At 68.0% G+C, this 16885-nt stretch carries 17 protein-coding genes and 1 pseudogene; 10 read left to right on the plus strand and 8 right to left on the minus strand.

Annotated elements, in window-relative coordinates; translation table 11 throughout:
- Positions 1–64: 64 nt before the first annotated feature.
- Positions 65–1087, plus strand: coding sequence for a SagB/ThcOx family dehydrogenase (locus L324_RS40315; RefSeq protein ID WP_235783791.1), 1023 nt, complete (start codon positions 65–67; stop codon positions 1085–1087).
- A gap of 687 nt (positions 1088–1774) precedes the next feature.
- Here the strand turns inward: L324_RS40315 and L324_RS40320 are convergent.
- Genes L324_RS40320 through L324_RS40330 form a run of 3 tightly spaced genes read right to left on the minus strand, consistent with a single transcriptional unit; the run spans position 1775 to position 3181 of the window.
- Positions 1775–2362, minus strand: coding sequence for a DUF305 domain-containing protein (locus L324_RS40320; RefSeq protein WP_037321547.1), 588 nt, complete (start codon positions 2360–2362; stop codon positions 1775–1777).
- Between the two features lie 47 nt (positions 2363–2409).
- Positions 2410–2790 (minus strand): DUF6153 family protein, encoded by a 381-nt coding sequence (locus L324_RS40325; RefSeq protein WP_037321550.1) that lies wholly within the window; start codon positions 2788–2790, stop codon positions 2410–2412.
- A gap of 19 nt (positions 2791–2809) precedes the next feature.
- Positions 2810–3181 (minus strand): ArsR/SmtB family transcription factor, encoded by a 372-nt coding sequence (locus L324_RS40330; protein ID WP_037321553.1) that lies wholly within the window; start codon positions 3179–3181, stop codon positions 2810–2812.
- Positions 3182–3279: 98 nt separating this feature from the next.
- Between L324_RS40330 and L324_RS40335 the strand changes: the two genes are divergently transcribed.
- Together L324_RS40335 and L324_RS40340 are read left to right on the plus strand one after the other, a co-directional pair.
- The gene (locus L324_RS40335; RefSeq protein ID WP_037321556.1) at positions 3280–4284 is read left to right on the plus strand and encodes a cation diffusion facilitator family transporter; all 1005 of its coding nucleotides are present in this window, start codon (positions 3280–3282) and stop codon (positions 4282–4284) included.
- Positions 4281–5327 carry a winged helix DNA-binding domain-containing protein gene (locus L324_RS40340; protein ID WP_037321559.1) on the plus strand — a complete coding sequence of 349 codons (1047 nt, stop codon included), beginning with the start codon at positions 4281–4283 and terminating at the stop codon, positions 5325–5327. The genes L324_RS40335 and L324_RS40340 overlap by 4 nt, the downstream gene beginning before the upstream one ends.
- Here L324_RS40340 and L324_RS40345 read toward each other — a convergent pair.
- Positions 5320–6477, minus strand: a complete 1158-nt coding sequence (locus tag L324_RS40345) for an epoxide hydrolase family protein (protein WP_037321562.1) — start codon at positions 6475–6477, stop codon at positions 5320–5322. The two genes, L324_RS40340 and L324_RS40345, sit on opposite strands and share 8 nt — an antisense overlap.
- 78 nt (positions 6478–6555) lie before the next feature.
- Here L324_RS40345 and L324_RS40350 point away from each other — a divergent pair, with 78 nt between their 5' ends.
- A complete protein-coding gene (locus L324_RS40350) occupies positions 6556–6948 on the plus strand; it encodes an NUDIX domain-containing protein (RefSeq protein WP_037321565.1) in 393 nt (130 codons plus the stop codon).
- A gap of 5 nt (positions 6949–6953) precedes the next feature.
- On the opposite strand, the pseudogene L324_RS40355 reads toward L324_RS40350, so the two are convergent.
- Positions 6954–8126: pseudogene (locus tag L324_RS40355) on the minus strand (MFS transporter); the annotation flags it as partial.
- 80 nt (positions 8127–8206) lie between these two features.
- Here L324_RS40355 and pdxR point away from each other — a divergent pair.
- The 4 genes from pdxR (at position 8207) to L324_RS40375 (ending at position 11289) form a co-directional block, all read left to right on the plus strand.
- Entirely contained in the window at positions 8207–9634 is a 1428-nt protein-coding gene (gene pdxR, locus L324_RS40360; protein WP_037321567.1) for a MocR-like pyridoxine biosynthesis transcription factor PdxR, read from the plus strand.
- A gap of 155 nt (positions 9635–9789) precedes the next feature.
- Entirely contained in the window at positions 9790–10233 is a 444-nt protein-coding gene (locus tag L324_RS40365; protein WP_037321569.1) for a single-stranded DNA-binding protein, read from the plus strand.
- A 27-nt stretch (positions 10234–10260) separates the two neighbouring features.
- Positions 10261–10569: a cupin domain-containing protein gene (locus L324_RS40370; protein ID WP_037321570.1), complete on the plus strand. Its 309-nt coding sequence runs from the start codon at positions 10261–10263 to the stop codon at positions 10567–10569.
- A gap of 93 nt (positions 10570–10662) precedes the next feature.
- Complete coding sequence (locus L324_RS40375; RefSeq protein ID WP_037321572.1) at positions 10663–11289, plus strand: TetR/AcrR family transcriptional regulator; 627 nt, start codon at positions 10663–10665, stop codon at positions 11287–11289.
- Here L324_RS40375 and L324_RS40380 read toward each other — a convergent pair.
- The 3 genes from L324_RS40380 to L324_RS40390 form a co-directional block, all read right to left on the minus strand.
- On the minus strand, positions 11279–12229 hold the full coding sequence (locus L324_RS40380; protein ID WP_037321574.1) for a hypothetical protein: 951 nt from the start codon (positions 12227–12229) through the stop codon (positions 11279–11281). The two genes, L324_RS40375 and L324_RS40380, sit on opposite strands and share 11 nt — an antisense overlap.
- A 194-nt stretch (positions 12230–12423) precedes the next feature.
- Positions 12424–13293 (minus strand): hypothetical protein, encoded by an 870-nt coding sequence (locus tag L324_RS40385; protein WP_051174412.1) that lies wholly within the window; start codon positions 13291–13293, stop codon positions 12424–12426.
- Between the two features lie 20 nt (positions 13294–13313).
- A complete protein-coding gene (locus L324_RS40390) occupies positions 13314–14501 on the minus strand; it encodes an OmpA family protein (RefSeq protein WP_081736633.1) in 1188 nt (395 codons plus the stop codon).
- Positions 14502–14794: 293 nt separating this feature from the next.
- Here L324_RS40390 and L324_RS40395 point away from each other — a divergent pair, with 293 nt between their 5' ends.
- Together L324_RS40395 and L324_RS40400 are read left to right on the plus strand one after the other, a co-directional pair.
- Entirely contained in the window at positions 14795–16282 is a 1488-nt protein-coding gene (locus tag L324_RS40395) for a PfkB family carbohydrate kinase (protein WP_037321576.1), read from the plus strand.
- On the plus strand, positions 16275–16871 hold the full coding sequence (locus tag L324_RS40400) for a GTP cyclohydrolase II (protein ID WP_037321579.1): 597 nt from the start codon (positions 16275–16277) through the stop codon (positions 16869–16871). The genes L324_RS40395 and L324_RS40400 overlap by 8 nt, the downstream gene beginning before the upstream one ends.
- Positions 16872–16885 lie beyond the last annotated feature (14 nt).

The raw sequence follows: 16885 nt of genomic DNA on the forward strand, positions 1-16885 counted from the left end.
CGCAAGACATTCGATGCTGGTAAGGGTTTCCACTTGCGGAACGCTCTATTGGTCCGACGGTGACGTGATCTGGGACGATCACCTCGGGCATCGCCAGCTCAAACTCGCCGAAGGAACCGAACGAGTACTGCGATGGTTCAGTTCCTGGCGAGAACCGGAATCGGTGCGTGACGCGGACGAAAATCCCGAGACGGGGGAAAGACTCGTCCGTATCGCGCGAGCGATGATCCGGTACGACGTGCTGGTGGTCAAAGGTTCTTCCCGTCAGCGTAGGGAAGAAGAGATCCTTCGGGATTGGGGGCCTTGGGGAACGTCCGCGCGGGCGTTCCACTTCGGCACCCGATCCTTGCGTGACACCGAGTTCACGACCAGCGAAACAACCGCGAAAACCTTGCTGGAGAAGGCGAAGGCCAGCCCTCCGCCTTCTCCGGTACGGCCGTCGGACGAGTCCGGCGCGATACCACTGCCCGAACCTTCACCGGAGCCACTGAACGCGATCGGGCTCGGCGAAGCGCTGAGCAAGCGCAGGAGCACACGCGAGTTCGGCGAAGATCCCGTACCGCTGCGCGATCTGAGCGCTCTCCTCACCGCAGGCCGGCCGACCAGACCGGAAACGCATGCCGACATCCCGGCCACCGGCAACGTCTTCAAGACGAGCCCGTCGGGCGGGGCGAGGCATCCGACCGAGGTGTACGTCTACGCGCGGAACGTCGAGGACCTGGATCGCGGGATCTACCACTATGACGGCTTCCGGCACGGGCTCATCCCCCTGGACGGCAAAATCGACGACGACGAACTCGTCGCGCTCTCCGGCGACCAGGAGTGGACCAGGAACGCCGGCGCGCTGCTGATCTACACCAGCGTGATCGAGCGGAACCAGTGGAAGTACCCGGTGAGCCGGACGTACCGGGTCCTGCTGATGGACGTCGGGCACCTCAGCCAGACCGTCTACCTGCTGGCGACCGCGCTCGGGTTGAACGTCACGTTCACCGCGGCGCTTCGCGACGAGCTGGTGGAGGATCTGCTCGGCTGTGACCCCGCGAGCGAACTGGTACTGGGGATGTCGGTGGTAGGCACTCGGACCTGAGTTATTGAGGGGTAAGGCAAAGTTGTCGTAACCAACACCCCAACTCCGCGTTCTCCCGAAGCCGCAGCTGCCGATCATGTCGGTGAAGACTCCGGGAGCCGGGCATGTCTCCAATGTGGCATTGGGGACGCTGAGTGCCCCCAATGCCACATTGGAGACATCAGACCGCGGCACGAACCGGCCGCCGAGTCGCCGAAATCTGTCCTTTGCGGACAGCCCCCGTCTCGCGAGGGAGTCCCGCGTAGGTCGCCGAGTAGTGAAGGTCTCCTTCGCTACTTTGAGGGTAGGCAAGGGGACCTTCACGGCATTGAGTCGATCACGCCACGTTTGCCTTACCTCTCAATAGAACGCCACTTATCACTCACAACCCACGCGAACCGCACATTCGGGATACGCCCTGCTTCATCGAGGAGTCCCTCACCAGCCGCCAGGTAGTGAAGGCCTCCTTCACTACCTTGAGGTAGGCAAGGGGCCCTTCACAGCAGCGAGCCACACCCCGGCGCGGACCTCGAAGTACATGATGGCCCCCTTCCTTGCGCCTGGCGCAAGGAAGGGGGCCATCATGTACTGGGCAAGGTGTGAAGGTCGAGTTTCCTCGGCTGAGCCGAGGGAAGGGGGCCTTCACGCGCCACCCGGTGGACTGGTTGTGCTGCCGAGTCGCCCGGATGCGCCCTCGCGACACAGGACTCAGCCGAGCAGTGCCCGCATCTCCGTGATCTCGGCCTGCTGACCGTCGATCACCTTCTGCGCCAAGGCTTTCACCTCCGCATTACTTCCCTGCTGCAGCACGGTCTTCGCCATCATGAGCGCACCCTCGTGATGTTTGACCATCATCTCCAGCCACTGCCGGTCGAAAGCGGCGTCCTTGGCCTGCCCGAGTTTCGCGAGGTCCTCTTCGGTCATCATGCCGGACATCGAGCCGTGCCCGGAGTGATCACCGGACGGCGCCACTCCCCAGCCCTTCAGCAGGCCGGTCAGCTGCTGGATCTCCGGATCCTGCGCCTTTTGGATCCGCGTGGCGAGATCGACGACCTTCGCGTCGCGCGTGCGCCCGTCGACGAGTTTCGCCATCGCGATCGCCTGTTCGTGGTGCGGGATCATCCCTTGCGCGAACGTGATGTCGGCCTGGTTGTGGTCACCCTGCCGCGGCGCGGGCGCGTTCATCGAGGACATGGCGTGCCCGCTGGAAGCGGTGTCGGAACTCGCGCATCCGGTGAGCACGCTGAAGGAGGCCAGGGCAGCGAGAGCCGCCCCGACCAGTTTCTTGCTGGTCATGGTTCTTCCTCAGGTCGGATTCAGGTTGGGCGGGACGTACCCGCCTGTCACACCCGAGACACGCAGAGAAAGGCCAACCGTTCCGGAACCGGTCTCCAGCGCGGAGGATCACGTCCCGTGGCCGAACCGCCCGCCTCCCACGACGGCCAGGTCGCCGCGGTCCGTCCATTTCGGACGAGCAGCCAGGTGACGATCAGGAGCACGGCCGCGGCGAGTACCGCGAGACACAGGTGCAGTCCACTGTGGTCACCGTCGTCGTGGTGCGCAGGAACGTCCTGGCAGCAGGGATCCGCCATCGCGACCGCGGCTGTCCCGTGCCCGGCGCCGTGGCCGGACTCGGCGGTGACGTGATGCATCCCGACCAGACCCAGTGCCACCACGCACAACAACAGCCACCGCAGGGCGGCCGGGTACGAGGACTGGGTCACGGCTCCACCGTAGCCGGATTCAGCGGGCCGCCGGACGGTGGGGTTTCGCCGCGGTGTGCAGCGCGGGGATGTCGCGATCGATGTGGTCGGCGTGGAACAACGCCTGCGCGAGCAGGCCGCGGACGTGGTCGTTGGCCGCGGAGTAGTAGACGAACGTTCCCTCGCGGCGCCCCTTGACCAGCCCGGCGAGCCGCAGTTTCGCGAGATGCTGACTGACCGCGGTCGGCGCCGCGCCCGCCAGGTCCGCGAGACAGGCGACCGAGGACTCGCCCTGCAGGAGCGCCCAGAGCACCTTGATCCGCGTCGGATCGGCGAGCAGCCGGAAGGTCTCCGCGGCCAGGTGGACCTGTTCCTCGGTGGGCATCTCGAAATCCGGGACCGACTCGTGCATACCCGCAGGGTACCGGTTACCCTTCTGCCTGCGTATCTGCATGACTGCGCAGGTAGCATGACAACGAATACGCAGGCAGCACGACAACGAGGTGAGCGATGACCGGACACGGGCATGGGCACGGCCATGGACACAGCCACGGCCACCAGCCGGCGAAAAGCCGCCTCCGCCATCTCCTGACCCCGCACAGTCATGACAGCGCCGACCGCGTCGACACCGCGCTGGAGACCAGCAAACGCGGCGTCCGCACGCTGATCTGGTCATTCGCCGCGCTGTTCGTCACCGCCGTCGCGCAGCTCGCGCTGGTGCTGGTCACCGGTTCGGTGGCGTTGCTCGGCGACACGATCCACAACTTCGCCGACGCGCTGACCGCCGTCCCGCTCGGGATCGCCTTCGTGCTCGGCCGTCGCGCCGCCACCCGCCGCTACACCTACGGACTCGGGCGCGCCGAAGACCTCGCCGGGGTGCTCGTCGTCCTGTTGATCGCGGCCTCGGCCTTCCTCGCCGGATACGAGTCGATCGAGCGGCTGCTGGACCCGCGGCCGGTCCGGCATCTGTGGGTGGTCGCGGCGGCGGGGGTCATCGGCTTCGCGGGGAACGAACTCGTGGCCAGGTACCGGATCACGGTCGGCCGGGAGATCGGGTCCGCCGCGCTGGTCGCCGACGGGCTGCACGCGCGGACGGACGGGTTCACGTCGCTCGCGGTGGTACTCGGGGCCGCCGGCGTCGCGTTCGGGTTCCCGCAGGCCGACCCGATCATCGGCCTCGCCATCACGGTCGCGATCCTGTTCGTCCTGCGCGACGCCGCCAAGGAGGTCTTCCGCCGCCTGATGGACGCGGTGGACCCGGCCGACGTCGATCGCGCCGAGCGCGCGGCCGCCGAAGTCCCTGGAGTACTCGGCACGCGGGATCTGCGGATGCGCTGGATCGGCCACAGCCAGCGCGCGGAGCTGGCGGTTTCGGTCGAGCCCGGACTGACCGTCACGGAGGCGCACCATCTGGCCCACGAAGTCGAACAGCGGCTGCGCCAGGTCCTGCCGCGGCTCGCGGAAGCGGTCGTGCACACGGAACCCGTGCACGCCCATGAGATCGTCAACGGGTGACGCTGTCCGACGACGACATCCGGGCGATCCGCGCCCGCGCTCAACTGCTCTCCGCCCCCGCCCCGGACGTACTCTCCGTGACCAGGGCGGTCGCCGCGATCCAGGCACAGTCGAGTCCCGCGGCGAGGCTCGCGGTCCGGGTCCGCGGCCGGGGCCTGACCCCGCAGGACGTCGACACCTCCCGTGAGGTGGCCCGCACCTGGCTGATGCGCAAGACGCTCCATCTGGTGCCGACAGCGGATCTCCGCTGGTTGAACCGGCTGTTCGGCCCACGTAACGCCCAGGCGGGCAAGGGACGGCGCAGACAACTCGACCTCACCGACGAACTCTGCGAACGCGCGCTGAAGCACCTCCAGGATCTCTTGCCCGGCAAGGCACTCACCCGGCAAGAGATCCTGAAAGGCTTGGCGGCCGCCGGGATCGTGCTCGACGCGACGTCACAGGCGCCGCCTCATCTGCTGGCGTACGCGGCCAATCGCGGTTTGCTCTGCCGAGGCCCGGACGACGGGGCGGAGCCGACGTACGTCCTCCTCGACGAGTGGACCACCGAGGGAAACGATCCGCCCGACCCTCACGCGGAACTGGCCCACCGCTATCTGACCGCGTATGGCATCGCGACGGCCGGAGACTTCGCTACCTGGTCCGGGCTCCCGCTCGGTCTCTGCCGCAAGGCCTTCGACGTACTGGATCTCGTGCCCGCCGGCGTCGGCTTCGCACTCCGGGAAACCGATCTCTCCGCTCCCCGCTGTCCCCCTCGCCTGCTCGGCGCTTTCGACCCGTACCTGCTGGGCTACACCGACCGCGATCTGCTTCTCGACCCGGCACACGCGAAACGCGTCAACTCCGGCGGCGGGATGATCGCGCCCACCGTACTGGTGGACGGCCGGATCGCCGGAACCTGGCGTGTCAAGCGAGCCGCGAAGCAAACGAAGGTCGTCGTCGAACCCTTCGCCGCGCTTTCGCGGTCCACTATCTCCGGGCTCGAGTCCGAAGTGGACGATTACGGCCGCTTCCTCGGGGAAGCGGCCGTCCTCGTCATTTGAGGGACCGGAAGAACTCTCGCACATCATTGACCAGGATCTCGGGCTCTTCCAGAGCCGCGAAGTGCCCGCCACGGTCGACGTCGGTCCACCGCACGATGGTGTGCGCGGCTTCCGAATACCGCCGGATCCCGACGTCGTGCGCGAAGATCAGCGCCGCCGTCGGCACGCCTGAGTTCTTCTCGACGGCTCCCCAGGTTTCCGCCTGCGCGTAGCCGACGTACGCGGACGAAGCCGCCGTGCCGGTGAGCCAGGTGAACATGACGTTGGTCAGCAACCGGTCACGGTCGATGATCTCTTCCGGCAGCGTCGGGCGCGGATGCGTCCACTCGCGGAACTTGTCCATGATCCAGGCCAGCTGAGCCACCGGCGAGTCCACGAGCCCGTAGCCGAGGGTCTGCGGCCGCGTCGACTGGATGGCGATGTATCCGGCCTCTTCCCGCATGAAGGCCGCGATCCGCCGGATGCGATCACGTTCGATGTCGGTCAGCGACGCGAGTTCCTCCTCGGGCAGCGACATCGGCGGCATCGGCGTCAGGCCGCCGTTGACGTGTACCCCGATCACCTTGTCCGGCTCGGCGCGGCCGACCTCCGGCGACACGGAAGCACCGAGGTCACCGCCCTGCACGCCGTAGCGTTCGTAACCGAGCCGGCGCATCAGCTCCGCCCAGGCACGGCCGATCCTCGGCATCGTCCAGCCGGAATCCGAGACGGGGCCCGAGAAACCGAACCCCGGCAGCGACGGGATCACCAGATGGAACGCGTCCCGGGGGTCGCCGCCGTGCGCCTTCGGGTCCGTGAGCGGGCCGATGACGTCGAGGAATTCCACCACCGAACCCGGCCAGCCGTGCGTGAGGATCAGCGGTGTCGCGTCGGCTTCGGGCGAGCGGACGTGCAGGAAGTGGATGCGCTGCCCGTCGATCTCCGTGGTGTACTGCGGAAAACCGTTGATCTCGCGTTCGGCGGCGCGCCAGTCGTAGCCGTCGCGCCAGTATTCGGCGAGTCCGCGCAGCCAGGCCACCGGCACCCCGGCGTCCCAGCCGTCGCCGGGGAGCGGGGCGGGCCAGCGCACGCTGTCGAGCTTCGCGTGCAGTTCGTCCAGCTGGTCCTGGGGGATGTCGAGGCGGAAGGGGCGGATCTCCGTGTTGTCCATGACGCTTACGCTACGAGCCATTGCGGACAGGTTCGGTCCTCGATCGGAAAAGTCCTCCGGATACGGGAAGATGCGCTGGTGACGGACAAGTACTTGGCCTACGGCAGGCTCATCCGCGGTGGGAAGATCCTGTTCCTCCGGCGACGGCCGGGCTCCTTCCTCGGCGGCCACTGGGAACTGCCGGGAGGGACCGTCGAGCCGGGCGAGCCGCCACCGGAAACCGCGGTCCGCGAGTTCGCCGAGGAGACCGGGCTGACCGTGCGGATCACCGGCGAACGCGGTGCCCACAGCTGGGACGACGTCGAGGGCAGGCCGATGCGGATCCACGCGAGGGTCTACGCGCTCGCCGAGGACGAGCCGGGCGAAGTCGTGCTCAATCCCGAAGAACACGACGCCTTCGCCTGGTACACCCCGGAAGAGGCCGCGGTACTCGACCTCGCCTCCCATTTCCGGCAGTCACTCGAGGACTGACCCGGCCTGGTCCGTTCGGCCCAGCGGACGACAGGGCCGATGAGCGCGCCTGCCAGCAGGAACAGCCCGCCCAGCACAACCCAGCCCAGCGCCCCGCCGACCAGGATCAGGCTGGTCAGCAGCACCGGGCCGAGCATCCGGGCGATGGCCGTCCCGGCCCCGAAAAGTCCTTGGTACTGGCCCTGCCTGCCCTCGGGCGCGAGACCGAAGCCGATCTCCCACGAGCCCGCCGCCTGGGCCATCTCCCCCACCACCTGCAACGCGGCCCCCGCGAGCAGGACCAGCGCCGCCGTCCATGCCGAACTGCTCATGGCGGAGAACGAGAAGACGAGACAGGAGACGAAAAGCAGCGCTCCGGCGTGCCGGGCGTAGCGGGAAGCGCTGCGCAGACCGGTCACCCCCCGTGCCACCCGGACCTGGAAGACCACGACACTGGCGGTGTTCAGCACCAGCATCGCCGAAACCAGCCAGCTCGGGGCAGCCGTGCGGGTCGAGATCCACAGCGGCAGGACGAGGCTGAACAGCGGCATGTACAGCAACATGATCATGTTGAGCAGGGCCAACAGCGCGTACGGACGATCGCGGAGCACGGCCACGGACGGCTCGCCGGTCCGCACGGGCGCCGGTGCCACCGAAGGCACCTCGCGGAGGATGAGGGCCGCCGCGACGAAACTGAGCGCGTCGATGACGAAGACGGTCAGGAATGCCTCCCGCGTACCGATGGCCAGCGCGATCCCGCCGAGGGCCGCGCCGGTCGCGATCCCCGCGTTGGACATCGCCTGCAGCCGGGCGCGGAACGTCGTGCGCCCGGCCGGGTCGACCAGCCCGGCGAGCAGCGCCTGCCGCGCCGCGCCGAGTCCGCATTGGAAGCAGGCGTAGACGCAGGCCGCGAGCACGAAGGCGACGGCCGAACCGACGAAGAGGAACGCGGTGACGGACGCCGCCGTCCCCAGGCCCAGCAGCACGGCGGTCCCCCTCGGCCCGCGCCGGTCGGCCAGATGCCCCAGCGCCACCCCGGCCACCGAGCCGATCGCCCAGCCCACGGTGAGCCCGAGGCCGACCTGCGCGGGCGACAACCCGACGATCAGCGTGAAGTACAGGGCTGAGCTGACGTAGTAGGCGCCGTCGCCGACGGAGCTGATCAGCTGGGCCAGTGCCAGTCGTTTCGTGGACTCCATGGTCTCAAGTTAGGCACCGCATTGGCCACATCCCAGCTCCATTACACGACACTTTGATTGGGCCAATGTAGGCTCGCGGCGTGCCGTTCCACATCAGCCTCGACGGTCACACCGACCTGGCGGCGCGGATCTACCGGCAGCTCCGCGACGGCATCCTCGACGGACGCCTGCGCGCCGGGGAACGCCTGCCGCCGACCAGGGAACTGGCCCGCGAACTCGACGTCTCACGCAACACCGTCGCGGTCGCGTACGAGCGGCTCACCGCGGAGGGTTTCCTCAGCGGGCACGTCGGGCGGGGGACGTTCGTCAGCGCCGATCCCGTGGCGCGGGCGGATCGTGCCGCCCCCGCGGGTGCCGGGGTCCGGCCCGTGGCGCGGTGGCGTTCGCTCCCGCCCCCGCTCGGCGCCGACCGGTCCGTGCCCGCCTTCGACTTCCGCGTCGGCGTCCCGGATCCGGCCCTGTTCCCGCTGCGGACCTGGCGACGGCTGGTGAGCCAAGCGCTGCGGCCCTCGTTGCCGCCGCGGTCGGGCTACGCCGATCCGGCCGGGCTCGAAACGCTGCGGGTGGCGATCGCCCGGCACATCGGCGCCGCGCGGTCGGTGCGGGCGAGCGGAGAGGACGTCCTGGTCACGCAAGGGGCGCAGCAGGCTCTCGACCTGATCGGCCGGGTCCTGATCGAGCCCGGTACACCCGTCGCCGTCGAAGACCCCGGCTATCCGCCCGCCGCGCGGCTGTTCGCCTCGCTCGGCGCCCGGGTCGTGAAGGTCCCCGTGGACGCCGAGGGACTCGACGTCACCGCGCTCCCCAAGGGCACCCGGCTGATCTACACGACACCGTCGCACCAGTTCCCGCTCGGCACGGCGATGTCCCTCGCCAGGAGGACGGCGTTGCTGGCGTGGGCCGAGCGGAACGACGCGGTGATCGTCGAGGACGATTACGACAGCGAGTACCGGTTCTCGGATCGCCCGCTCGAGCCGCTCCAAAGCCTGGACCACCACGGGCGGGTGCTCTACGTCGGCTCCTTCTCGAAGACCCTGCTTCCCTTGTTGCGTCTCGGTTTCCTGGTCGCCCCCGCCTCACTGCGCCCGGCCCTGCGGCAGGCGAAACAGCTGATGGACTGGCACGGTGACCTCGTCACCCAGTCGGCGATGGCGAGTTTCATCGACGAGGGCCTCCTGGCCCGCCACGTACGCAAGGCCACCCGGGAGTACGCGGTGCGGCGCGACCGGATCCTGGCCTTCGTTCGCGACGAGCTGCGGGACGTGCTGGAAATCGTTCCTTCCAGTGCCGGACTTCATCTGTGCGCGCCGGTCACTCCACACGCGACGGTCACTGTGGACGGTGTGATCGCGGCGGCGGCGCGCGCCGGGGTGGCCGTCGAAAGCCTTTCCACGTATGGGGGAACGCGAGGCGGGCTGGTGATCGGTTACGGGCTGGTCGGCCCCGATCGGCTCGACGAAGGGCTCGCCCGGCTCGGCGCGAGCGTCTCGGCCGCACAGGAGTCGTGAGAGGGAACTTCACGGCACTTTCCGGCTTGAACCTCCCTCTCACGACGTCCGAGCGCCGCGGGGCGTGGAGAAACTGTCGTACCCCGGTGGTCTCCTCTTCCCAGGCGACAGCGGGCCCGTCCGGGGCCCGCGCGCGGAAGCGAGGAGGAAGTCCCATGGCCGGAGAAACGGTGCTCACGGTGATCGGCAACCTGACGACCGATCCCGAGTTGAGGTTCACCCCGTCAGGTGCGGCGGTCGCGAACTTCACCGTCGCGTCGACACCGCGAGTGCTGGACCGCGCGAGCGGGGAATGGCGTGACGGCGACCCGCTGTTCCTGCGCTGCACGCTGTGGAAACAGGCCGCGGAGAACCTGACCGAATCACTCACCCGGGGCACCAGGGTGATCGTTCAGGGCAGGCTGAAGCAGCGATCGTTCGAAACCAAGGAAGGCGAGAAACGGACGGTGGTGGAACTCGACGTCGACGAGATCGGCCCCTCACTGCGCTATGCCACGGCGAAGGTGAACAAAGCGGGCCGAAGTTCGGGCGGCACGCCGTCGGACGGCGCGTGGGAGCGAACACCGGTGGCGGCCGGGAGCCCGGAACCGCCCTTCTGACCCCGGTGCCGGGGTTAAGGTGGCCGGATGAGTACCGAAACCCTGGAAAACGTCGAAGGCCGCGACATCGGCTCCGGGATCTCGATCATCCGCGAGCGGACCGACGTCGACGGTTCCGGACCGAGGCTGCACAAGCATCCGTACGGCGAAACGTTCGTCATCATCCACGGCCGGGCCAGGTTCACCATCGGAGCCGTCGAACGCGAAGGCTCGGCGGGCGACGTCCTGGTCGTGCCCGCGGACACCCCGCACAAGTTCGCCGTGATCGGACCGGAAGTCTACGAAGCCGTCCACATCCACGAAAGCGACCATTTCATCACCGAGTGGCTCGAATAAATTCTGTCGTACGCAAGAAAACCCTTTCCCGGGCTAGAATCCCACGACGTGCCGGCGGCGGGCGGGCACTCTAGGCGACGGGACCGGGGAACTGTGACCGACGTGGCGGACCGCAGCGGTGACCAAACCCGACAGGTGGACAGGTTCGACCAACGACGGGCGCAGCTGGCGAGATCCGCGCTGGTCACGTTGTCGGAACTGGGCTATGCCAGGACGAGTCTGCGGGAGATCGCGCAGAACTCCGAGTTCTCCCATGGGGTACTGCACTATTACTTCCGTGACAAGGTCGAGCTGATCACCTATTGCGTCAAGCAGTACAAGACCGAATGCGTCACCCGGTACGACCGGATAGCCGAAACCGCGAAAACGGCGGAAGAACTGAAGCTGGCCTTCGGTGCCGCGATGGCCACCACGTTGTGCGAAGACGCTCCGCTGCACCGGCTCTGGTACGACCTTCGTAATCAGAGCCTGTTCGAAAAGGTGTTCCGGGCCGACGTCCTCGCCATCGACGAGACACTCGAACGGATGATCTGGCGGATCGTCTCCCGGTACGCGGAACTGCTCGGCCGTCCGCTGGATCTCGCTCCGTCGACGGCGTACGCGCTTTTCGACGGCCTGTTCCAGCAAGGCCTGCTGAAACACCTCGCCGGCCGGGAAGACGCGGCGAGGTGCCTTCGGCATTCGGTCGAGCAGGTCCTGGAGCGGATCTTCACCACTTGATGGTCGGATACCAGATGACGCCGGTGCGGCCCAGCACCCGGAGATCCCAGTACAGCAACGTGAAGGTGCCGGCGACGAGCAGCGCGGCGCCGGTCACCACGGCGATCCTGGCCGGCTTCGCGAGCATCCACCGCTGCAGCCGTCCGCCCGTGCCATGCGTGAGCAAGAGGAACAACAACGCCATCACCAGGATGTTGCCGACAGACTGCAGGGCGAACGCGGCGGCGCCGTAGAAGACATTGTGGCTTTCGGCCGCACTGCGGAACATGATCCGGAACAGGGGGAACGGACGGCCGATGAGGAACCCGCCGATGAGCGCGCCCATCAGGACGAGCGGGGCGGGCGGGAAGCGGCGCGCGAGCCCGGCGATCGGATTGCGCACGATACCGACGGAAGCGAGGCCCAGCACGATGAACACGATCCCGATCACGCCGTAGACGATCATCGACTGGATGTTGCGCGGGGTGAGCCCGCCCGGTGAGGACACGGTCGAGAACTGGGGCATCCGCGTGCCGACGAGCGCGACGATGACGCCGTACACCACGGAAACGGTCAGCATGCCCGCCGCGATCCAGCCGAGCGGCTTCAGCGTGTTGACGAATTTCGGCCGTCCGGCGGTTTCGCCTCCGACGAGCGGGGCGACGGCGCCGAAGGCGGCGATGTTGCACGCGGTGAAGGTTCCGGCGAGTCCCGAAACGAACGCGAAGAACGTCCCGGCGAGTACACCGCCGATCGGGGTCTCCTTGGCGTTGTGCCCCAGGAGGGTGTTGGCCACGCTGTCGCCGATCACACTGTCCACAAAGGGCGCGGACCAGATCACCGTCAGTGCGAAACCGGCGAGGACGGACCAGAGGACCACCCGCCAGCGGTGCTCCGGATAGGGTCCGGAACCGAGGAAATTCGCTTGCGCGGTAACGGGAACGCGTTCGGTGACGGACATTCGGACCTCCAGCGGCAGATGACTTCCCCCGGGATCCGGGATCCCTCGTGCTCATCGTCGTTCCGCCACCGGGGGCGCGCCACCTCCAAAGTGCCGATCCTCGTTTGGTCCGACCGGCTCCGGGTAATCAAGATTCACCGGTCCGGCGGGTGCCACCGAGCGACTCGATCCGCTACGGCGGCCCCCGCGTGGCGTTAGGTCGTGTCGACCGTGGCGTGGAACGGATACTCGCCTTCGAGCCGCTGCAGTTGCGCCGTCAGCTCGCCGATGCGGACCTCGTACTCGCGGCGCAGCGATTCGCAGCGCATGATCATCGCGCTGTAGCACCGGAGATCGTCCTGTTCGAGCGAGCCGTCGCGGAACGCGGTCCAGAACACCAGCGCGGCCGAAATGAGCATCACGAAGGCGACGAGGACCGCCAGCAGGAAGGCGAGACTGTCGAGCCCGCTCAGCTCCCCTTCGGTGTAGACCCGGACGAACATCACCGCCGCGATCAGCCCCACCAGCGTCACCGCGGCCAGCATGCTCAGCTTCGAGCCGCGGGACAGCGTGCGCCAGGTGAGCCGTCGCCGGTCGTCCTTGTTCTCCCGCTGGTTGTGCCCGAGGTGATACAGCGCCGTCGCCGCGCCGCCGGTGGCCAGCACCGAGATCACGAAGCTGATCACCAGTTGCAGGCCGAGCGGATTCGTCCAGTCGACGTTGAACACCGAACTCGCCAGCCAGAGCATCACCGGGAAGTCGACGACCACCAGTCCGAAGAGGGTGAGCACCTTCGCCGACCGCGACACCCGGTAGTGCCGCAGGCTGCCGCGCAGTTCGTCGGTGTCGATCTGCTCGGTCAGCATCTCCGCGCGGTGCTTGGCCTCGTGCACGGTCATGAACTGTCCGCGGGGCCCGATCACCGGGGTGCGCAGGACACGGTCGGCGGCGAGCTTCAGCTCCGTGATCCGCGCGCCCAGCCTTCCCCGGGTCCCGGCGGCCGCCCGCTGGTAGTCGTCGTGGTACTCCTCCGCCGCCGCCCGTGGCAGGGGCAGACGGGGCGTGATCCGGTCCAAGCCGTCCATGACTGTGCCTCCCTCTTTTCTCAGTACGTGATGTCGACCCGGCGCATCTTCACGGCGGCACCCTCGTCGAAGACGCCGCCGGACATCGCCGTCATCCCTGGCGCGGTCCCCCCTCCACTCGCTTCGATCGGACCGTCCACCCCGGCCGCCCGCAGCGCGCCTGCCACCGCGTTCGCCCGCGCGGCGGACAGTTCGGCCCTGCCCTGTTCGGTCGAGCCCGGCGGATCCGCCGTGAACCCGCGGACGACGATCTTCGCCGCGGTCCGGCCCTCCCGTTCCGCGTCGATCCTCGACGCCAGCTCCGTCAGAACTCCTTGTGCCGCAGGGGAAAGAGCGGCGGAGTCCCCGGCGAAACCGAGCACGTCGTTGGACAACGTCGTCTTCGTCGTCCCGTCCGGTCCGCTGACCGAGATGATCCCGGGTACCGGGACCTCCGGGGTGGGGACGTTCCCGTTCGGCGGCCGGAGGTCGGGCCTCGCGTCGTCGATGAGACATTCGGCGGCGCCCGCCGCACGGCAGATCTCGCGCCAGTACGCGACAAGCCGTTCCCTGGTCGGCAAGGAGAGTGGCGCCTGAAGGCCCGCGGTGGCACCGATCCCGGTCATCACGAACCGGCGGCCGTCCAGTCGCGGCAGGAGACCGCGCGACTTCAGTTCGGCCGCCAGCGCGCCAGGTTCGAGCTGCCATCCGGTGCGCCGCAGGTCGAAACCGCCCGCGGTCGACAACCCGCTGCTGAGCACGACCAGCGTGCCGGGGCCGACGCCGCGGACGGCGTTGTCGATACCCGCCAGGAGGTCGAGGCCGGGCTTGGTGGCGGCCAGTCCGGCGACGGCCTCGGTGACCCGCCGGACGTTGCCCTCGATCAGGTTTTCGCGCTGCAACCCGTGCTCGACGGCGCCATTGGCCCGGCGAGGGGTCAGCGGCAACGTCCGCGCGCTGTCGCCGTCGGCCGTGGTCACGATGGCGAGGGCGCCCTTGCCGTTCTTCCCGTCCGTGGCGTCCCGGCTGTTCGCGGTCTCCGCGAGCAGGCTTTCGATCGCCGAGGGCAGCGACGGGCGAGGTTCGTTCGAGGTCGCCGAGGCGAGGATGACGATCCGATCGCCGTCGCCAGCGGCCGCTCCCGCCCGGTGTCCGCAGGCGCTGACCAGCGACGTCACCAGCGCGGCGAGGAGCAAAAAGATCGGTGGTGCGGCTTGCGAACGCTTCATGACGACCTCCCCGACTTTGAAGGCAAGCCCAGTGTGGCAGTTGCCGGTAACAAGCGTCAATTGCCAATCGATATAGGCAGTTGGCAGATACGAACTTGAGAGATACCCAGCCCATCCCCGAGTCACACTGGTTCGAATGAGTGAATGACCCGTGCAGGGAGTCGCGACCGGTCCACCAGGGCGCGGCGGTATGCTCCCCGCGCAGTAGCTACAAGGAGTAACGTGGCGGCAATAGCCACGGAACAGACCCAGCGCGATGGCAACTGCCGATGCGAACGGAGTAATCTATTCCGATGAGTGGTCCGGTGCCCGGCGTGGACGGCGTCCGCAGTGCTCTGGTGAGACTGCGCACGCGGACCGGATTGAGCGCCGAAAGGCTGCGCTCCACCGAAGTCGGGGTCCGGCCGATCCTGGATCTCCCGGTGGTCCGGCAGATCGTCAGCACCACGGACAAAGCGGCCCCCGAGGCCGCGCTGGAAGCGGTGCGGCGGATCGCCGGCCAGCTCCCGACCGAAGACCTCGTGATCGTCGACATGGCGCTCTCCCTCGGCCTGCTCGCGCAGCGGTTCCCCGACGAGCCCGAGATCGAGACCCTGTACGCGGCCGATGTCGGCGAACGCCGTGAGCGTCTCGTGGAGCTGTGGGAACCGATTCACCGGCTACTCGGCGTGAGCCTTCCGGAGCGGCATCTGACCGTACGGGCGCTCCGGTCCACTTTGGAAAGCTCCGCACTCGCCAAGCTGGCCGAACTCTGTGTCAGCAGTTCCGTTCTCGACGTCGCCCTCCCCGAACCCAGCACCACGACGGACCCGGCGACCCGCGCCGCGACCGTGAGCGTGATCGGCTCGGCCGTGGTCGACCACATCTACGTTGTCGACCACATCCCCTCCCCCGGATCGTCGACCCCGCTGATCTCCTACGAGACCCATCCCGGCGGGAAGGGCCTCAACCACGCGGTGGCGAACGCGCGTCTCGGCATGGACGTGCACATGGTCACCGCGGTCGGCGACGACCAGCCCGGGCAGATGTTGCTGGACTACATGGCTTCCGAGGGGCTCCGGCTGAACCTGGTCAAGGTGGTGCCGAACGCCAAGACACCGGTGGTCGGGGTGTTCATGACCCGCAACGGCGGTGCGGTCCTGCTGCCGTGGATGAACGAAGGCGAGATCCGGCTCGACCCGGCCGACTTCCACACCCATTCCCTGCGCAGCGTGCTCGAATCGTCCGACGCCGTCGTGATCACCTTCGAGCAGCCCATGGTGGCCACCCGTGAGGTGCTGCGCGTGGTGAGCACGCTGGAGAAGAAGCCGCTGGTCGTGGTCCGGCCCTCGCCACCGATCGCAAGTCCTCAGTTCCTGTACGAGCACTTCGCCGACATCGACTACCTCGTCGGTACGCAGTGGGAGCTCCGGGAACTGCTGTCGGGTGCGACCGACGAGATCACCATGGAAGCACTGGCGTCGAGCCTTCTCCTGCTCGGCGTGCACGGCGTCTGCATCACCGAGGAGTTCGGCTGCATGGTGCGGTCCGAGCACACACGGGTGGACATCGCCCGCTTCCCGACCGCCTTGCGGGACACCCCGGGCGCGCGCGAAGCGTTCAGCGCCGCCCTGATCCACCGTCTCCTGTTGAAGGACAGGAAGATCGACCGGTCCGACCTCGAATGGGCGACCGCCGCGATGACCGCAGCGCAATCCTTCGGCGGCGTCGCCGACTCCATGCCGGTCGCCCAGCAGGTCGACCGCGTTCTCAAGGTCACCCCGGAGCAAGACCATGACTGAACAGCTTTTCGTCGAACATTCGCTTCGCCGGATCGAGGGTGCCTTCCGTGTCCGCGTCCTCGACGACGCGCTGGCCACCGGCAACCCCCCGGTGGCCGCGATCTACGGCGAGCCGGTGAACGACTGCCTGGTGCGGATCCATTCGCGCTGCGTCTACTCCGAGATCCTCGGCTCGGTCGACTGCGACTGCCACGACCAGGTGCAGCAGGCGAAAGCGATGATCACCGCCGAAGGCTCCGGCGTGATCGTCTACCTCGACCAGGAGGGCCGCGGCTCCGGACTGCTCGCCAAGGCACGCGGGTACGAATACAGCCAGCTGCACCAGGCGGACACTTTCACCAGCTACCGCGCGCTGCACCTCCCCGACGACTCCCGCGACTACGCCGCCGCCGCCGATCTGCTGGAAAGCCTGGGCCTGAGCAGGGTCAAGCTGCTGACCAACAACCCCGAAAAGGTGAACGCGCTGGAGTCCCGTGGGATCATCGTCAAACGCGAGCCGTCGATCGTGCCGGTGAGTGACGCGGCTCGCGAATACCTGGAGGCCAAACGCGAGCACGGCCACCTGATCCCGAGCCTGACCGACAGCTGAGCACCGGATCCGCG

Origin of the sequence: Amycolatopsis orientalis DSM 40040 = KCTC 9412, assembly GCF_000478275.1 — a bacterium.
In the GTDB taxonomy this organism is placed as follows: domain Bacteria; phylum Actinomycetota; class Actinomycetes; order Mycobacteriales; family Pseudonocardiaceae; genus Amycolatopsis; species Amycolatopsis orientalis.